Source organism: Dyadobacter sp. LHD-138 (assembly GCF_030929615.1).
GTDB lineage: Bacteria > Bacteroidota > Bacteroidia > Cytophagales > Spirosomataceae > Dyadobacter.
This window is the reverse complement of the sequence record NZ_JAVFVU010000012.1, coordinates 171,322-188,157: the sequence shown is the minus strand read 5'-3', so window position 1 is coordinate 188,157 and position 16,836 is coordinate 171,322. Positions and strand designations below refer to the sequence as shown.

At 43.6% G+C, this 16,836-nt stretch carries 11 protein-coding genes; 7 read left to right on the top strand and 4 right to left on the bottom strand.

What is annotated here, in order from left to right:
• Window positions 1-139: 139 nt before the first annotated feature.
• From RB622_RS11430 to RB622_RS11415, 4 genes are all read right to left on the bottom strand, one after another.
• Complete coding sequence (locus RB622_RS11430; protein WP_308046679.1) at window positions 140-1,786, bottom strand: RagB/SusD family nutrient uptake outer membrane protein; 1,647 nt, start codon at window positions 1,784-1,786, stop codon at window positions 140-142.
• 11 nt (window positions 1,787-1,797) lie between these two features.
• Window positions 1,798-4,875, bottom strand: coding sequence for a SusC/RagA family TonB-linked outer membrane protein (locus RB622_RS11425; RefSeq protein ID WP_308046678.1), 3,078 nt, complete (start codon window positions 4,873-4,875; stop codon window positions 1,798-1,800).
• A 409-nt stretch (window positions 4,876-5,284) separates the two neighbouring features.
• The gene (locus tag RB622_RS11420) at window positions 5,285-6,331 is read right to left on the bottom strand and encodes a LacI family DNA-binding transcriptional regulator (RefSeq protein WP_308046677.1); all 1,047 of its coding nucleotides are present in this window, start codon (window positions 6,329-6,331) and stop codon (window positions 5,285-5,287) included.
• A 100-nt stretch (window positions 6,332-6,431) separates the two neighbouring features.
• Entirely contained in the window at window positions 6,432-8,792 is a 2,361-nt protein-coding gene (locus RB622_RS11415) for a GH92 family glycosyl hydrolase (protein ID WP_308046676.1), read from the bottom strand.
• A gap of 251 nt (window positions 8,793-9,043) precedes the next feature.
• Here RB622_RS11415 and RB622_RS11410 point away from each other — a divergent pair, with 251 nt between their 5' ends.
• The 7 genes from RB622_RS11410 to glgP all read left to right on the top strand — a co-directional run bounded on the left by RB622_RS11410 (window position 9,044) and on the right by glgP (window position 16,812).
• Window positions 9,044-9,808, top strand: a complete 765-nt coding sequence (locus RB622_RS11410; RefSeq protein WP_308046675.1) for a DUF1080 domain-containing protein — start codon at window positions 9,044-9,046, stop codon at window positions 9,806-9,808.
• Between the two features lie 341 nt (window positions 9,809-10,149).
• Window positions 10,150-10,716 carry a hypothetical protein gene (locus RB622_RS11405; RefSeq protein WP_308046674.1) on the top strand — a complete coding sequence of 189 codons (567 nt, stop codon included), beginning with the start codon at window positions 10,150-10,152 and terminating at the stop codon, window positions 10,714-10,716.
• Between the two features lie 98 nt (window positions 10,717-10,814).
• Window positions 10,815-11,639, top strand: coding sequence for a hypothetical protein (locus tag RB622_RS11400; protein WP_308046673.1), 825 nt, complete (start codon window positions 10,815-10,817; stop codon window positions 11,637-11,639).
• A 182-nt stretch (window positions 11,640-11,821) separates the two neighbouring features.
• Window positions 11,822-12,913: a substrate-binding domain-containing protein gene (locus RB622_RS11395; protein WP_308046672.1), complete on the top strand. Its 1,092-nt coding sequence runs from the start codon at window positions 11,822-11,824 to the stop codon at window positions 12,911-12,913.
• A gap of 252 nt (window positions 12,914-13,165) precedes the next feature.
• Window positions 13,166-13,948: a 3'(2'),5'-bisphosphate nucleotidase CysQ gene (gene cysQ, locus RB622_RS11390; RefSeq protein WP_308046671.1), complete on the top strand. Its 783-nt coding sequence runs from the start codon at window positions 13,166-13,168 to the stop codon at window positions 13,946-13,948.
• Window positions 13,949-14,071: 123 nt separating this feature from the next.
• On the top strand, window positions 14,072-15,139 hold the full coding sequence (locus tag RB622_RS11385; protein WP_308046670.1) for a DUF3500 domain-containing protein: 1,068 nt from the start codon (window positions 14,072-14,074) through the stop codon (window positions 15,137-15,139).
• Between the two features lie 29 nt (window positions 15,140-15,168).
• Entirely contained in the window at window positions 15,169-16,812 is a 1,644-nt protein-coding gene (glgP, locus tag RB622_RS11380) for an alpha-glucan family phosphorylase (protein ID WP_308046669.1), read from the top strand.
• The last annotated feature ends 24 nt before the right edge of the window (window positions 16,813-16,836 follow it).

The window sequence follows — 16,836 nt, the reverse complement described above, 5'->3', positions numbered from 1 at the left end:
GAGGTTTACTTTTTGGGTAATCTCCATTTGAAAAAAACAATATGCGCACTTTAAGAAATTAACAAATCCAACGGCCGGTACTTAACATGAACCGTCGTTGGATTTGTAAGAAAAGCTAAGTGTAAGGAATAGTTATTTCTTAGTTATAACCCTCGTTTTGTTTCAAATTCACGTTAAGGGTGATTTGTCTGCGTGGGATCGGGAAAAGTTTTTTGTATGACTCGGTTGGTTTGTGGTCCCACCAGGCTGCCGAGGTGAACTTGTCAAAACGGATCAGATCATCACGACGGAAACCTTCGAAGATAAACTCACGTCCGCGTTCAGCCAGCAATTCGTCGATGGTCAAAGTCGAAGTGGTGTACTTTTCAGTAGCCCATGCATCCGATGTGTACGCACGTTTTTTCACCTGGTTTACAAGATCAACAGCTTCCTGTGTTGCCACCTTGCCATTTTTGCGCATAAGGGCTTCCGCTTTTGCAAACATTACCCACGACAAACGGTAAACTGACCAGTCGGATCCATTGTAGTTTGGATCTTCAAGCGCACCCAGTTTGTATTTGTTAAAACGAACACCACTGTTTTCTTCACCCTGCGTCATGTCAGAAGCCAAAGTGGAAGGATCCTGTCCGGCCTGAAGCGTTTTGTTTTTACGAATGTTGTCAACAAAAACAAGCGGCTGGTTATCGTACTCATTTCCTCCTGTTGCCAGAACCGGTTTTGTCGGGTCAGCATACTGATATTGCGTTCCTTCCAGAATCCACTCTTTCTTTCTCTTATCAGCAGTTTTGAAAGTTGGATAAACACCAGGGATTACCACCACACCGTCGTTTCCGTTACGCGCACCACCGTAGATGTAACGCTGCTGGAAGTGATAGAAATCTCCCGTCCATTGCGGCTGGGCCGTCGCTTTTTTGAATTCGTAAGCAATTTGGAAAAGAATTTCCTTCGACTGGAAGTTCGCTGGTTTGTAAGTATCCGTCAGGTTGTCATCCAAAGCCGGCGCGCCATTAAGTCCGCCAGCTTCACCGTTGATCAGCTTATTAGCAGCCGCAACACAGTCATCCCAACGCGCTGTTCCCGTCCAGGTTTCTGCATTCAGATACAATTCTACCAACATGGCATAACCACCTGCCTGCGTCATACGACCGATCATTGCCTGTGAAAGCTTTGGAGCAGCGGCGATGTTGTCAAGGATTTCTTTTTCAATAAACTTGAAAACCTCTGCACGCGGCTGGGTAGGAGGGCTTACAGGATCTCCCACTTTGGTAACGGTTGGAATGTTACCAAATAAGCTCATCAGTTTCAGATAATGGAAGGCACGTAAAAGTTTCAGCTCGGAAATATAGGCTACTTTTTCCGCGTCCGTAATACCCATGGCAGCAGGTGTACGGCTTTCCAAAGCTTCGATTGGGTCGGTACAAAGACCAAGGCCCCACCACATCAGTCTCCATGCACCCCATACTGCTTCTTCATCGGGAGTCCAGCTGTGGTAGTGCAAACGTAACCACTTTCCACCATCCTGTCCGTGACGACCTTTTACCGGCCACGCCAGTTGATCCGCTGAAAGTTCGTTTAAGCGCCACCAGCCATCTTGTCCCGGTGTTGCCCATGCGTTGGCGTGGGTGTAAGGACGAAGTACAGCGGAAATAACTTCATTTTTATTGTTATAGAAATTGTCTGTTACCAGCTGATCGTATATGTTTTCGTCCAGATCGGTACAGGCAGTTGTTGCGAACAAAGGCAATGCCATTGCCGCAATTTTGAATGCTTTTTTAAAATTTATCATTTTTGTTAACATTAAAAACCAAAACTAAGACCTACTAAGAATGAACGGGTATTTGGATAAGCGCTACGGCCATCGATACCTAGGCGGCGTTGCCCGTCTTCTTCTCTTCCAAGACCTGTGTCATTTACAAAGTCAGGATCGTTACCCGTGTATTTGGTGAATGTGGCCAGGTTTGAACCTGTTGCATACACACGAAGACTACGGATGATATCACTTTTAAGATTGAAATTGTAGCTTAATGTGATCTCGTCAAGTTTTAGGAAACTTCCCGACTCCAGGTAGTAGTCAGAGTATTGGTAGGTATCATTAAGTTTTGCATTTTTTCCAAAAGCGCTGTTCAGCAAGTTGTTCGGAAGAGAAACTTTGTTACCGTAAGAAAGGTCCATGGTGTTTAAGATATCGTAATCAAAACGACCTCTCAGGAACACGCGAAGGCTCAAATTCTTATAAGTAAAGTTGTTGGTCAACGATGCGTTGAACTTAGGAATCGCGTTACCGATCACAGCAAGGTCTGATACGTTAGGATCGTTTGAATTATTGATCTGATCGAATCTTACTTTATCGCCTTTACGGTTGTAGAATAACCATTTCCCATCTTCAGTAAATCCTGCAAAACGTTTTCCGTAGAAGTTCCCCATTTTTCCACCCTGTTCGATGCGAATTGCCTGTCCTAAGTCGCCATAACCACCGATGCTTGAGGTAGATATTGCTTCAACTTTAAACACGTCGTTGGAAAGATCATCTGCTTTGTTGGTAACATAACTTCCGGTTGCATCGATGTTCCAGGTAAAGTCCTGCGTTTTTACGGCAACGCCGCTCAAAGTAAGTTCCACACCTTTGTTTGAGATAGAACCTACGTTCGTGTAAATTGTCTCACGTACAAATGGGGGCAACTGCGAAGTGTATTCGTATAACAAGTCGCTGGTAACACGTTTGAAGACATCAAGAGACCCGCTCAATCTTTTGTTCAATACTGCGAAATCGACACCAAAGTTGAATTCTTTTTTGCGTTCCCATTTAAGGTTCGGGTTCGGGTTTCTGTTCGGACCATAGGTCTGTCTCCATTCTCCGTCCGGGTTTCGGTACACTCCACCAGTTCCCAAAGTAACCAGGGAAGAATAGTTGGCAATATCCTGGTTACCCGTTACCCCAAATCCGGCTCTCAGTTTAAGACTGTTTACGAAATGGATGTTTTCCATGAACTTCTCCTTGCTCAGGTTCCAGCCAACAGAAGCCGCCGGGAAATTTCCCCACTTGTTGTTAACCCCAAAGCGTGAAGAACCTTCATGACGTAGAATCAAAGAAACCATATACTTGTCAGCGAAAGAGTAGTTAGCCCTTCCGAAGAAAGCGATCAAGGTGTTATCGCCTTTTCCGCTACCCATAGTGGCTTTTCCGGTAATAAGCTGGCTACCGGCTCCAAGGTTGTTTTCTCCGAAGATATCATTTACAAAACCATAGTTGGCTGCCTCGAAGTTTTCCTGTACGGCATATTGATAACTATAACCTCCAACCGCATTGATTGTGTGATCCGTACCAAATGTTTTGTCAAAAGAAATCGTTGGTTCAACGGTATAGTTGGTGCTCAGAAAAGTGTTTCTTCTTGCATAACCGCCATTTGGATACACATCATTTTCTTTCGAAAACTCAGAGGCAAGCGAACGGTATTGGCCATCAATATAGCTGTTGCGCTGCACGGCTCCGAAAATAGATGCCTGCAAACCAGGGAGGATTTCCAGATTTAACTTCGCGTCCGCGGAGGAAGTTTGCTGCTGGCGACGGTTGGTTTCCTGTTTCAAACGGGCGACTTCGTTGGTACTCGTTTGCTCGAAATAATAACTTCCGTCCGGATTTAAGAAGGACAGGGTCGGGTTTCTGATGAGTGAACCTTCCCAGCCTCCGCCACCCAAAAGGTTGGCTTTGTTAAAATTGGTTGCCAAATTAACCTGTGCTGTCAAACGGTCTTTCAAACCGGTTTGCATAATGCTCAAACGGCCACCATATTGCTTGCGACCATTTTCTTTGGCAATACCCTGCAAATCCTGATAGTAAAGACTGGCGCGGTAGGTAGTGCTTTTTCCACCACCCGACATGGCCAGGTTATGGTTTTGGCTAAGATTACCGTGGTTGATCAGGGCATCGTACGCATCGGTCGTGGAACCGTAATCGCTGCTTTTTGGAATGATTCCCTCAGCAATTTTGGCACGGTACTGGTCAGCGTTCATGAAGTCAGGGCGGTTACGCACATATTCCTTTCTGAAATAGGTATTGTAATCGAACTTCGCGTTGCCGGCTATACCTTTCTTGGTTGTTACCAGAATTACACCACCATTGGCACGTGTACCATAAATAGCTGCGGCTGAACCGTCTTTCAAAACACTGATCGATTCAACGTCATCCTGCTGCAAAAGGTCAAGGTTACCACCCGGGATACCGTCAATAACCACAAGCGGAGCCAAACCACCGGTAAGCGAGGTTACACCGCGCAACTGCATGGATACGCCTGAATTAGGGTTGGATCCGCTTCTGTTGATGTTCAAACCCGCAACTTTTCCCTGGATAAGGTCCATCGCGTTACGTGCGCCGGACTTGTTGAAGTTTTCTTGAGTGATATTGGAAATCGCAGAAGTAGTTCTTTCTCTTGTTTGTGTACCATACCCTACAACCACTACTTCATTCAGTAATTTTGCATTTTCAGCAAGGTCAACATCGATTACTGATTTGTTCCCTACGGTAATTTCCTGCGTGATGCTTCCTACAAAGGAGAACACCAACACATCCTGGGGGCTGCCCACCGTGATGGTGTAGTTACCCTCAATATCGGTTGTCACACCTTTTTCTGTCCCTTTGAGAACGATCGTCACACCAGGCAGGCCGGATTTGTCTTTGGCGCTTACCACTTTACCTTTTACCTCAATGTCTTCTGCCGAAGCATTGTTCGTAATCAGCGGAGTGACCAATCCTTTTCCACTTTCCGCGCGTGATGCCGGAGAGGAAAAGCACAGGGCCAGAGAAAGAGAGCTCAGACATAACATCCGGAATTTCCCGCTTCTAGGCCAGAAATGATTTGCGAATACTTTTCTTTTCATGTACTTAGATCTGTTTTTAAGAATAATTGTTAGGAGCTAAATCGATTTAGTTTTTAGTCAAGCGCATAGTGAAATCCTTTAATCTTCATGGGGTTACAAAATTTTATTGGGGAATGACTGAAAGAAGGGATTGCGTATAAGCTTAACTAATTCTTGTTTTTGTAATATTTTAAAAGTTATATTTTTTTAAATATCGCTAAATCGATTTAGCATTTTTTGGTTTTTAAATATTTAAATTTCAATAAATTGTAATAAAGTTAGAAATAGTAGGGATTTTAAGTAGAATCACTGTCTGATTCCGGGAGAGGCGTAACAAGAACTCCTGGCTCCAATTTGGGTGCCAAGTTAGACGTTATCTTAGTATGATGCAAATGTTATCTTATAAATACATATTTATAGATAGGACTTTTCAGGCATTTTTTAGTGCAGAAGACTCTCTTACAATTAGTTTTGCAGGCAAAACAATTTCGTGCACAGTGGTATCTTTTTCTTCCAGTGCATTAAGCATCAATTTGATAATGTGATTGGAAATATGGGGTACGGGCTGGGCAACAACTGTAATGGAAGGGCTGTAAAATTTGAAAAGGTCCTGATCGTCGAAAGAAATGACGGCAATATCTTTTGGGATAAGCAAATTCAGGATTTTGATAGCCTGGAGACCCCAGACGCCGATGTAGTTTGTAGAGAAGAAAACCGCGTCAATATCCCTGTTTTCGTCAAGGAAAGAGACAATTTCATTGATATTCAGGTCAGGACTTTCGTGAAAACCAAGTTTTTTAACATAGGATTTTAAACCGTGCTCCGAGACTGCTTTTTCATAACCAGCCAAACGGTCTGCCATTTGCGTCTGGTCTGAATCCAGTGTTACAAAAGCGATATTTTTGAAGCCGTTGCTAATCAGGTGATTGATGGCTTCATGGGTACTGTTCAGGTTTTCAATCACCACATGGCTGCATTTCAGCTTGGGCAGGTTTCGGTCTATCAAAACAACCGGAATACCTTCGTTGATCAGCGATTGTACCTCATTTTCGATTCCCTCCGGAGGTGTGATGATGTAGCCATCAATGGAGCGGTCGCGGAACAAACGGATCAGCTCCAGTGCCTTTTCCTTCTTGTTGCCCGTGCTGCAATAAATAATCCGGTAACCCTTGTTATGTGCTTCTTCCTCAATGAGCCTTGCGACCTGGGCAAAAAGAAGGTTGTTGGAGATATCTTCAACCATGAGACAAATGATCTTGGACTTTCCCGTCCTCAATCCCTGCGCCATCATGTTGGGTTTGAAATTTACTTCCTCGACGAATTTTAAGACCTTTTCAGTTAGCGCCGCACTGATTCTTTTTTCCTTTGCTTTCCCGTTTAAAATAAAGGATACTGTGGTTATGGAGATTCCCAATTCCCTTCCAATATCCCGAATGGAAAGCTTTTTCGTCATTTTACTGGCCGTTATTTCTGTCATGTTGTGCAGTAAAAATAAAAATTCACCAGAATACGAGATTCCAATGAACTTTTACTTCCAATATCTTTTACATAAAAAATTCAGATAGCAATATACACAATCATTTCTTAATCGCGTTATTTACCACTCTTTTCTTGTTTGGTTTGGCTCCCATGTAAAATTTAATTTGGCCTCCGTCCATTATTTCGGTATGTGTGATGTAATTGCGCGTCAAAACTTTACCGTTCAGTTCTATTTTCTGAATGTATACATTTTTGTCGGCCTGATCTTTTACATCAATTTCAAAAGTTTTGCCATTTTCAAGGTTCAGCCTGGCATTTTGTACCGCCGGACTACCGATAATATACTGGTCCGAACCGGGAGCGACCGGGTAAAAGCCAAGCGAACTGAAAATAAACCAGGCACTCATTTGTCCGAAATCATCGTTACCACCCAGGCCATCGACGGTGGGTTTGTACATGGCTTTCAAAATCATCCGGACTTTGTCTTCCGTTTTCCAGGGCTGGTCAAGCCAGTTGTAAAGATAAGCCACGTGATGTGAGGGCTCATTTCCGTGCACATAATTTCCGATAATCCCTTCACGCGAAATGTCTTCCGTATTTTCGAAATATTTATCCGGCAAATTCATGCTGAAAAGTGAATCGAGATGTGCCGTGAAACGTTTCTTACCACCCATCAGTGCGATCATTTCGGCCGGTGCCTGGGGCACATACAAACTGTAATTCCAGGAATTGCCTTCTATAAAACCTTGTCCGTGTGTATCCAGCGGGTCAAATTCTTTCCGCCAGCTGCCGTCGTTCAGTTTCGGGCGCATAAATCCGATGGACGCATCGTAAACATTTTTATAGTTACTGGCACGCTTGCTAAACTCTTCGTAAATATCATTACGGCCAAGTTTTTTCGCCATTTGCGCAATACACCAGTCGTCATAGGCATATTCCAGCGTCTTGGAAACCGACGATGTGTTTTTGTCGTCCGGCACAAAACCCTTTTCCATATAGTAGCTCAGGCCGTCATAATATTTGTTTCTTGCTGTGGTCACACAGGCTTCCAACGCCTTGTTTACATCAAAATTAGCATTCCCCTTGATCACGGCATCGGCAATAACCGGTACGGAATGGTAGCCGATCATACACCAGTTTTCATTGGCATAATGCGACCAGACGGGAAGCATTTTATGCACGCTCTGGTTATAATGCGCCATCATGGATTTGATCATATCGGCATTGCGTGCAGGCTGCAAGACGTTGAAAAGCGGGTGCAGTGTTCTGTAAGTGTCCCAAAGAGAGAAACTGGTATAATTGGTTGAACCGTCTGTTTTATAAATATTCATATCCAGCCCTTTGTAAGATCCATCAACATCCATATAGGTTGTCGGGCCTAAAAACGAGTGATACATCGCGGTATAAAAATTCACCTTATCATCCTCATGGATCGTTTTTACCGCTACTTTATTGAATTCCTTATTCCAAAGTGCCTGCCCCTCTGTTTTTACACGGTCAAAATCCCAGTGCGGGATTTCAACTTTCATGTTGGCCAGAGCACCCTGCGTACTCACAGGCGATATGGCAAATTTGATCTTGATCTGTTCGTTTTCCGCAGTCTGGAAATCGAAATACATTTTCAGATTTCTTCCGGCAACTTCCGGGAAGTTATGCTCCTGATCAAATTTTTTCCAGAAACCTTTGTAGACATTGTTGTCATCAATTTTGGTGCCATAGGTACGGAACGGTTTACTGAAAGTCATGGCGAAATAAACGGTGCGTGTTCTCGCCCAGCCGTTCGTTTGACGGAAACCGGTGATCAGGGTATCATTTTCAACCCGTACAAAAGTCCAGACATTCTTATTGTCGTACTGGTAAATCCCGGCCATCAGATCCAGAATAATGTGCGCTTCATCCGACTTCGGGAAAGTATACTGGTGCATGCCCACACGGTTGCTCGCTGTCAGTTCGGCGGTGATATTATGATCGTCGAGTTTTACCTTATAATAGGAAGGCTCTGCCACTTCATTTTTATGTGAAAAAGCAGAACGATAGCCGTTTTCGGGTTTATCTTCCGTGCCGCTGTTCAATTGCAGTTTCCCGGTTGTTGGCATGATCAGAAAATCGCCCAGATCCGAATGCCCTGTTCCGCTGAAATGCGTATGGCTGAAACCTACGATGGTTTTGCTGTCGTACTGATAACCCGCACAGAATTTGTACACATCAGGATTGTATTTGCCCTTTACACCATATGGGAGCGTATCGGTATCGGGGCTCAGCTGAACCATACCAAATGGAACGGTTGCCCCCGGATAGGTGTGTCCCATTTTAGCGGTTCCGATCAGCGGATGTGCATACCGGACATAATTTTCTGTGGATTTTTGGGCGGAAACATTCAGTGTAGCAAAAATAGCCGCCGCCGAAAGTAACTTTCGCAAGGTAATTTTGCTATGGGTGTTTAGGAAAAATGAGCGCATAAAGGGTGTCGGTCAGGATTAATTTTGGGTTAAAAGTATAAATAAAACGTTTTAGCAAACGGGTAAGCAATTTATATTTTCAAAATTTGTGCTAATTATACAATTCAAGACGCCTAAATTTGAAATCTCTAAGGGAAGTTAACGTTTATTAATTTCTTTCAACAGAAATGAATTTGCCGGCTTTCCCGGAAAATGAGTAAATCAGTATTTTTTAAACCTTATAATTTTCAAATAAAATCGATTGATCATCTATGAAAAAAATTACAATGATTGTGGCTGGTATTTTGACAGCAGCTGCATCCTATGCGCAGTTACAGCCCTCAAAACAAACACCTGAATCAAGCGAATTATGGACTCCGGTTCCCCGTATCGTAACACCGGGCAAAGGCTCAGCTGCTGTTTCCGGATTTACGGCACCTTCGGATGCTATTGTTTTATTTGACGGTAAAAATCTGGATCAGTGGGTTTCAGGGAATGAAGGAAATGGCCCGGCACCATGGACTGTGGCTGATGGCACGTTGACATGTGCGCCTAAAAAAGGGGATATCCAGACTAAAAAAACTTTCACAGATTATCAGCTCCATATCGAGTGGCGTACGCCTGCAAAAGTTGAAGGAAGCGGCCAGGGACGTGGTAACAGCGGGATTTTTATGCAGGGGATTTATGAGCTTCAGGTACTTGACAGCTACAATAACCCGACGTATTCAAACGGACAGGCTGGTTCTATTTACAAACAAACGATGCCGATGGTCAATGCGACGGTTGGACCAGGTGAGTGGCAGACTTATGACGTTGTTTACACGGCGCCGCATTTCAACAAGGATGGACAAATGACCATTCCACCTTACATCACGGTAATTCATAACGGTGTCGTGGTGCAGAACCACACCGCTATTCAGGGAACAACGCCTTATGTTGGTCAGCCAATGGCTACGCCACATGGTGCAGGTCCGATCAAATTGCAGGATCATAACAATACAACGAGTTTCCGTAATATCTGGATCCGCGAGATATAGTTTTGAGAAGTAATTTAAACGCAGAGGTAAGGGGAGCGGCCGCCGCCCGGTTATACGCAGAGTTCGGTGAGTTGTTTTTTGATTTCGAGAAATGAGTTTAACAGATAGCGTTAAGCACTCTTTCTTGATAAATAAATTACCGCCTTCCCCCCTTAACTCTGCATTTAAACTCTTTTTGTTCATGATTTAATTTGGGGAAATGAATTTAATATAAGAATTACGCATCCTCTCTTGATAAATATAAACTCCCCAACCTCCGCGCTCAACTCTCTTTACGCTGCGTTTAACTCCCTTTTTGAGGGACCGCATTCCTGAATTTACCTTATTCAACGATTGGAATCATGCAGGAAATTGAACCATATTATAACTGGGAAAAACATTACGTTGCCAGCAGAGACAAGAGATCGCCATTTTATGGCCGGACTTACAACCTCGATTACTACGAAAATGCGATCTATGGTTATTACATTCATCCGCTTTGGGATCCCATCGGCTCGGAGACACTTTATGTTAAAATTTTGTATGCGGATTATAAAAAACATTTTGTGATCATCGAGCTATTCGGGGAGTGGAATGACACGCTGCATAACGATATTATGTATTTCAAGCGGCAGGTTGTTGACCCGCTTGTGGATGAGGGCATTAATCAGTTTATTCTTTTAGGGGAAAATATCATGAATTTTCATGGCGGCGAAGACGACTATTATGCCGAATGGTTTGACGACATTGAGGATGGCTGGATTGCAGCCGTTAATTTCAGGGCACACGTCGAGGAAGAATGGAAACGTTTCAGACTGGATTACTATCTGAATTTTGGCGGGACATTGCAGCTCGACAACTGGCGTACACTTCAGCCGGATATCTTTTACGAGATCGTTAAAAAATTGATCATAAGAAGGTTATCATAATAAAAAGGTCTGTAAAATGCTTGCAACCTTGATAAGTCCTTTGTAGCTTACGCATTCAACCTTTTTTAATCTATTCCATTCAAACATCATCCACTGATATGGCAGACAATGAAAAACCTCAACCAAGCGATGCAGACGAGTCGTTGGATAAAAAAATCGAAGATATTAAGGATCAATCGGTCGAAGTAAAAGATGAAGCTGCCGAAAGTATTTCGGAGATCAAGGAAGATGTGGAAGTGGCAGCAGCAGCGAAGGCAGAGGAGGTGAAAACGGCTGTGGCTGATAAAGTTGAAGAAGTAAAAACCGAAGTTTCTGAAAAAGCAGAAGAAGTAAAAGCTGCCGGAGAAGAAAAGCTGGCGGCAGTAGAAGACACCGTTGCAGAAGTGAAAGATGAAGTCGCTGCAAAAGTGGAAGACGTAAAGGATGCAGCAGAAACGAAGGTCGAAGAAGTAAAAGAAGCGGCAGCCGAAAAAGCGGAGGTCGTGGAAGAGAAAATAGCCGATATTAAAGAAGTAGCGGCGGAAAAAGTGGAAGAACTGAAATCAGGTTTTTCCGGTAAAGTAGAGCAGCTTCAGAATGAAGTCGAATTAAATATCGCGGCAGGAAAGGTAAGGGCGGAAGAAATTATTTCTGACTTGTCGGACAGGGCGGGAGATTTGAAAGAAGAGGCTGCGGATAAATTCGCAGAACTGAAAGAGGAGGCGTCGGAAAAATTTGCTGATGCAAAGGATCTGGCAGCGGAAAAGCTTGAAGATGCCAAGGAAATCGCTGCGGAAAAACTGGCAGAAGCGCAGGTAAAGGCTGCCGAACTGAAAGCCAAAGCCGCCGAAGAACTGGAAGAATTGAAAGCGGCCGCATCGGAAACGTTCGAAGAAACCAAAACCAAAGCAAAAGGATTCTGGGCACGTTTGTTCGGTAAGTAAAATATTTTCCTTTAAATAATAAGTGCCTGCCGGATCAAGTATAATCCGGCAGGCATTTTCTTATTAGCCCAATCCCTTTTGGGAATTTGGCCTTCGTTGGTCCGTATTGTAACCTTTATGCAAAAATCATTGGATCGGTACAGAAGCACGACTCATGTTTTATCCGAAAAACCGACGTTAAATTGGAAAGCAATAACAGGAATGTAAGAATTAAAGATATCGCGTTAAAAGCAGAAGTTTCAACGGGGACAGTAGACCGGGTGTTACATAACAGAGGGAAAGTTTCGGAGAAAGTTAAGGCGCGGATTCTTAAAATCATTGAAGAAAGTAATTATGAGCCCAACCTAATGGCCAGGGCGTTGGGCTCTCACAAAACATACCGCATTGCGGCATTGATCCCGGACCACCAGGTGGATTCTTACTGGAACGCCCCGAAGTCGGGTATTGAAAAGGCTGAAAGAGACCTGAAACAATATGGCATCGTTGTTCAGCAGTTTATTTTTAATCCTTATCAGGCTGATTCTTACATTGAAAAAGCAAATGAACTGACCAAATCCCGGCCGGATGGCATTTTGTTATCGCCTATTTTCTATCGCGAAACATTGCCTTTTTTTGAAAAGTGGAGAAAGGATGCTATTCCTTTTGTGCTGTTCAATACTGAAATTGCCGAATTCGGGCCGTTGAGTTATATTGGCCAGGATTCCTATCAAAGCGGCATGCTGGGCGGTAAACTTTTGCATTATGGCCAGCCAGGGCCATGTTCCATATTGATTGCCCATATTGATGAGGAAATAAGTAACGCAGCGCATTTGATAAAAAAGGAAAATGGCGTGCGCAGCTATTTTACGCAGCATGATCCTGAAAATCACTATAAGATTATACGGATTGAATTAAACCGTGCCGATCAGAAAGCTTTTGTTGAAAATCTGGATGAAATTGTAGATAACACACCCGATTTGAAACACATTTTCGTAACGACTTCAAAGGCACATGATATTGCGGCGCATCTTGAAAAAAGGAGCATCAGTCACATTAAAATTGTGGGATATGACCTGTTACCAAAAAATCTTGCTTACCTGAATACGGGAGTAATTTCTTTTCTGATCAACCAGAATCCGAAAGGGCAGGGGTATTGGGGGATCCGTCAGCTGGTGGATTTTTTGGTCTTCAAAAAGGAAGTTCAGCCCCTCAAATTTCTGCCGCTCGATATCGTCACAAAGGAAAATTTACATTATTACGTTGACGAAGAAGATCTTGTGCAACAATCTGTTTAACACATGGTCTTTAAAGTAAACCGCTCAGAGCTCCCAATTTTTTTCTATCTTAAATAAAAATTTAGAACCAAAGACCTTCAAAAGAAAAAGTTGAAGGAATATTTGCTCAGATCTGAGCAAAAAGGAATGTTCGCGTTTATAGGTTAACAGAGAAAAACGGTCAATTATCAATCAATATTGGCCAAGAATATTTAAATTTTAACGATATTATTTGCAGATTAGTCTTGTTATTACACCAACCCAGTCCCTGATATGCAACTCGAAATTGAAGAATTACTATCAATCGCAAAGGATGCCGGAAAGGTCGTTCTGGCTGTTTATAATGATTCGGAGCAGGCGGAAGAGGTAAAATATAAAACGGATGCATCGCCCTTGACGCTGGCCGATGAAGCGTCCAATGATTTAATTGTTAGTCGGTTAAAAACTTTTACGCCGGAAATTCCCATCCTGTCCGAGGAAGGACAGAACATACCCTATGAAGAGCGAAAAGACTGGGAATATTTCTGGTGTGTTGATCCGTTGGACGGGACGAAGGAGTTTATTAACCGCAATGGAGAATTTACGATAAACATTGCCCTGATTCACAACCGCATACCTGTTTTGGGCGTGATTTACGTGCCGGTAACCGACACGATGTATTACGCAAACGAGGAAACCGGGGGATGGAAAATAACGTCTGATGGTGTGAAATCTGCAATGGCAGTGGATAAAAACAGCCTGGACTGGGTTTCGGTGGGCAGCCGTTCGCATGCAGCCCCGGCAGAAACCGAAGTGCTCGCACGCTACCCGGTTGTGAAAAATATTGCCATCGGGAGTTCCCTGAAATTTTGCCTCGTTGCAGAGGGACTGGCACATATTTATTTCCGCCACGGCCCGACGATGGAATGGGATACCGCAGCCGGACAGGCGATTCTGACGCTGAGCGGGGGCAAAATGACCAAACTTTCCGGGGAACCGTTTTTGTACAACAAATCGTCACTCTTAAATGGAAGTTTTATTTGCAGCGCCCAGCATTTGACGTTAAGAGATGAATAGTCAGCGTAAGAGATAAAGTTAAGTTTATAAAGTACTTAGGAAAAAAGAGCATGTCAGTCCGGTTAAGTATAATCGGGCGAGCATGCTCTTTTTCGTTTATAAATTCACCGACAGACAAAAATCATGAAATCTTCCCCGTTGGTCTGCAAACTGTTTTTTTTCTCCTGTTTTTTCTTCGTGCTCCATGCTGGTTTTATTAAGGCCCAGGATAGGCTGCTTATTGGAAAATTATCGGAGGCTGTTCTGAATTTCACCGGCAGTCTTGACGCTGTGCAGAAAAAAGAAGCCTGTGTTTCTTTCACCGATTCACTCCGTTTTGACTGGAATTATGTTCCCAGAGCCCGGAAGGGATTAAGTCTGAAAAACATGAATGCCGCTCAGCAGCAGAAGGCTTTTGAAATGGTCCGGGTTGTGTTGAGTGCCAGCGGTTATCAAAAAACAAAGGAAATTATGGATTTGGAAAATGTCCTGCGCGTTATTGAAAACAAATCGGCAAATGATACATACCGTGATCTGGGGAACTATGCATTTCTGATTTTCGGGAAACCCGGAGAAAAGGAACCCTGGGGTTGGCGATTGGAAGGGCACCATATTTCACTGCATTTTACGGTCGCCGGAGAGGAAATGACCTTCACACCTGGCTTCTTTGGATCAAATCCCGGAACGGTGCTCGCTGATGTCCCTCAAAAGGGGAAACGGATATTAAAGGATGAACAAGATGTGGCTTTTCAGCTTCTTCATTCGTTTTCGGCAGAACAGAAAAAAATAGTTATTTTATCTGAAAAAGCACCCTGGGAAATTTTATCTTCAAATAAACGGAGTAAATTGGTTAAGCTGAAACCGGAAGGGATAGCGATGAAAGATATGACGTCGGCTCAGAAGACTCTTTTTCAGAAACTCATAGCGGTGTATCTGGATCGTTATCATGTGACGTTGAAAAACCAGCAGATGAATCGGTTAAAGGAAATGGGTCTTGATGGCATACATTTTGCCTGGATGGGCAATATGTATCCGGAAATAAAAGAAGGTGCGGGTTATTATTACCGGATTCAGGGACCGACAATCCTGATCGAACTGGACAATACCCAAAATAACGCGAATCACATACACACGGTGGTCAGGGACCTTACCAATGATTTCGGAGAAGATTTGTTACGTGTGCATTATGAAAAAATGCACGTGAAGCATTAGTAAATATCTTTCACTTAAATTTTGCCTCAATGAAGCAGTCATTTTCTGTGCCCTTTAAGCATCCGTTTAAACCGGATAAAAACTATACGAAATCGGTTGCCTATTTTTCAATGGAATTCGCCCTGGACCAGGCTCTGAAAACATATTCGGGCGGTCTGGGTTTTTTGGCGGGTTCTCATATGAAAAGTGTTTATGCTTTAAAACAGAATCTCATCGGCGTTGGCATGCTCTGGAAGTATGGCTATTACGATCAGGGACGGAAAAAGGATAGCAGCATGGAACCGCAATTCCATGAAAAAATATATCATTTTTTGACCGATACCGGTATCCACTTTCAAATCCCGATTTTGGGAAAGGATGTTTGGGTAAGGGCTTATTATCTGGAACCGGAGATTTTCAAAACCGCACCCATGTTTTTTCTGACCACCGACACGGATGGAAACGATGAGGCCACGCGGGCAATTTCTTATTCGCTTTATGATTTTGATGTTACCATGAAGGTGGCACAATGTATGGTGCTGGGAATAGGCGGGGCCAGGTTATTGGACGCGCTGCACTATGAACCCGAAGTGTATCATTTGAATGAAGCACATGCGGTTTCCGCAGCCTTTTATCTTTATCAGAAATATAAAAAAGTACCTGATTTGAAAAAGCGCTTGGTTTTTACAACCCATACGCCGGAAGAAGCAGGAAATGAAAAACACGATATCAATTTTCTGGAAGGACTGGGATTCTTTTCAGGTATGAAAATAGAGGATGTCAGGAAGATAACCGGCATTAAAGACAATACTTTTAACCACTCTCTGGCCGCCCTGCGACTTAGCAGGAAGGCCAATGGCGTATCCAAACTGCATGGTGAAGTATCCCGTCAGATGTGGAAAAGTTTCCCGGGTATTTGTGAGATCATTCATATCACCAACGCGCAGAATAATACGTACTGGGTAGATCCGGTGTTGGAAAAAGCGCGGGTGAAAAAAGATTCCAAAGCAATTGCTGCCCGGAAAAAAGAGTTAAAAGCAGTTCTTTTTAAAACGGTCGCTGACCAGTGCGGAAAGCTTTTTGATCCCAATATTTTGACGCTGGTGTGGGCTCGCCGGTTTGCTACCTATAAACGTCCGGATATCCTGACCTGGGATATGGAGCGGTTTAAAAAACTGTTGGAAAATAAAGCGCTGCCGGTCCAGATTATTTGGGCAGGCAAGCCTTATCCGAAGGATGAAGGCGCTGTCAATACCTTCAATGATCTTTTTTACCTGAGCCATTATTTCCAGAACATGGCCGTTCTGACCGGTTATGAACTGGCATTGTCAAAACTACTGAAAGACGGTTCCGATGTTTGGCTGAACACGCCGGTGGTGACGCGTGAAGCATCCGGAACAAGCGGAATGACGGCGGCCATGAACGCTTCGCTGAACGTTTCTACCTTCGACGGATGGATCTGTGAATTTGCTAAAAATGATGAAAATGCATTCATCCTCCCGGTGGCGGAAGGTGATGATATCAACAAGCAGGATTGTGACGCATTGTTTGACGTGATTGAAAATAAAGTGCTTCCTGCTTATTATCAAAACGAGAAGGAGTGGCAGCGGATCACTTTGAACAGCATGAACGACGTCAGCGAAGCATTCAATTCTGACCGGATGGCGCGGGAGTATTATGAGAAGTTGTATTGATATTGGTATAATTTCCTGGAACAA

What these genes read in the sequence shown, in the direction of transcription:
- RB622_RS11430 (WP_308046679.1), bottom strand. Translation starts at nt 1,786, where the DNA reads ATGATAAATTTTAAAAAAGCATTCAAAATTGCGGCAATGGCATTGCCT.
- RB622_RS11425 (WP_308046678.1), bottom strand. Translation starts at nt 4,875, where the DNA reads ATGAAAAGAAAAGTATTCGCAAATCATTTCTGGCCTAGAAGCGGGAAA.
- RB622_RS11420 (WP_308046677.1), bottom strand. Translation starts at nt 6,331, where the DNA reads ATGACAGAAATAACGGCCAGTAAAATGACGAAAAAGCTTTCCATTCGG.
- RB622_RS11415 (WP_308046676.1), bottom strand. Translation starts at nt 8,792, where the DNA reads ATGCGCTCATTTTTCCTAAACACCCATAGCAAAATTACCTTGCGAAAG.
- RB622_RS11410 (WP_308046675.1), top strand. Translation starts at nt 9,044, where the DNA reads ATGAAAAAAATTACAATGATTGTGGCTGGTATTTTGACAGCAGCTGCA.
- RB622_RS11405 (WP_308046674.1), top strand. Translation starts at nt 10,150, where the DNA reads ATGCAGGAAATTGAACCATATTATAACTGGGAAAAACATTACGTTGCC.
- RB622_RS11400 (WP_308046673.1), top strand. Translation starts at nt 10,815, where the DNA reads ATGGCAGACAATGAAAAACCTCAACCAAGCGATGCAGACGAGTCGTTG.
- cysQ (WP_308046671.1), top strand. Translation starts at nt 13,166, where the DNA reads ATGCAACTCGAAATTGAAGAATTACTATCAATCGCAAAGGATGCCGGA.
- RB622_RS11385 (WP_308046670.1), top strand. Translation starts at nt 14,072, where the DNA reads ATGAAATCTTCCCCGTTGGTCTGCAAACTGTTTTTTTTCTCCTGTTTT.
- glgP (WP_308046669.1), top strand. Translation starts at nt 15,169, where the DNA reads ATGAAGCAGTCATTTTCTGTGCCCTTTAAGCATCCGTTTAAACCGGAT.